This is a genomic window from uncultured Fibrobacter sp. (assembly GCF_937877005.1).
GTDB lineage: Bacteria > Fibrobacterota > Fibrobacteria > Fibrobacterales > Fibrobacteraceae > Fibrobacter.
In genome coordinates this window covers 1-1,461 of record NZ_CALEFV010000310.1, presented here as the reverse complement: position 1 = coordinate 1,461, position 1,461 = coordinate 1, and the positions used below count along the sequence as shown (strand labels likewise).

Below are 1,461 nucleotides of genomic sequence, written 5' to 3'. Positions count from 1 at the left end.
CCCACCTGCTCTTTGAGGAGGCGGGTGAGGAGGAGATATTTTTCCGTGACCGCGTTTTCAAAGAAAAATACGCTTTGCCACGTTCTTGTTATGAGTGCGACTCCGATTCCGCGTTCGCTTCACTTGAGCATGACGGGCGTGCGCGATATTTCGCTGATCAACACGCCGCCGGTGAACCGCCTGCCGGTCGAGACCAAGCTGATGAAGCGCGATGATGCTGTCATCAAGCAGGCCATTCTCGACGAACTTGCCCGTGGCGGCCAGGTGTTTATTGTGAACGATCGGGTTCAAACCATCTCTACGCTCGCCGATGAAATAGCGGCCATGGTTCCCGATGCGGCGATTTGTGTGGCGCATGGACAGATGAACGACCGCGACTTGGAAAATGCAATGGAAGCTTTCCTTTCCCGAAAGTTCGATGTCCTTGTCAGCACAAGCATTATCGAGTCGGGGCTGGACGTGCCGAATGCGAATACGATCATCATCATGAACGCGCATCACTTTGGCATTAGTCAGCTTTACCAGATGCGCGGCCGCGTGGGCCGCAGTAGCGTGCTGGCGAAGGCCTTCCTGGTTATTCCTTCGGAGCAGATTTCTCCGGAATCGATGCGGCGCTTGAAGGCGCTCGAACAGTTTACAGACTTGGGCAGCGGGTACCAGCTTGCCATGCGTGACCTGGAAATTCGCGGGGCGGGCAACCTGCTTGGCCAGGAACAGCACGGCTTTATCGCGGAAGTCGGCTTTGAAACTTATGTGCGCCTAGTGCGCGAGGCGGTGGATATGCTTCGCGGCGGTACAGCCGAAAAGCCCATCCAGACCCGCGTGGAACTTGGCGTGGATGCCTACCTCCCTGAAGACTATATCGTAGATGGCCTTACGCGTATTTCGATGTACCAGCGAATCGCGCGCGTTTCTCGCACCGATGAGATTGAGCCGATTGCTCAAGAATTGGAAGACCGCTTCGGCCCTGTCCCTGCGCCGGCAAAGATGCTCCTGGTCGTAACAGAGATTGGACTTTTGGCAGGGCGGCTCCGCATACAGGGCCTGGTGCAGCGCAAGGGAATGCTTGCAGCGACCTTCGTGGAATTTCCGCCGCCCGATCCGCGCATTATCAGCGAGATGTATGCAAATACGCTGTTCCCGATGCGAATCATGGGCGGCTCGCCGCTGCAAGTCGTCATTGAACTCGGTAAGGGAAATGCGATTGAACTTGCCGAAAAGAGCCTTAAGGAATTCCGCGCCTTTGCAGTCATCAAGGCGGATTTCACGGTGCAGCAGCCAAAGAACGCTCAGATCTTTGAGTCGTAGGCGGTCTTGACCGCTTGTAGCTGTGCAATCAGCCTATCCGCGATTGTTTCTATCAGCTTTCCGTCCCCATTTTTTGCTGCGGATGCTTCCTGTGCAAAAAAGCTTTCATCGGCATCTGTCTCGAATCGGATTTGTTCCGTGGGAATTTGCTTG

1 protein-coding gene is annotated in these 1,461 nt (G+C 55.2%); it reads left to right on the top strand.

The features are described from left to right. Positions 1 to 45 precede the first annotated feature (45 nt). Positions 46 to 1,308, top strand: a complete 1,263-nt coding sequence (locus Q0628_RS13770) for a TRCF domain-containing protein (protein WP_298771926.1) — start codon at positions 46 to 48, stop codon at positions 1,306 to 1,308. Positions 1,309 to 1,461 lie beyond the last annotated feature (153 nt).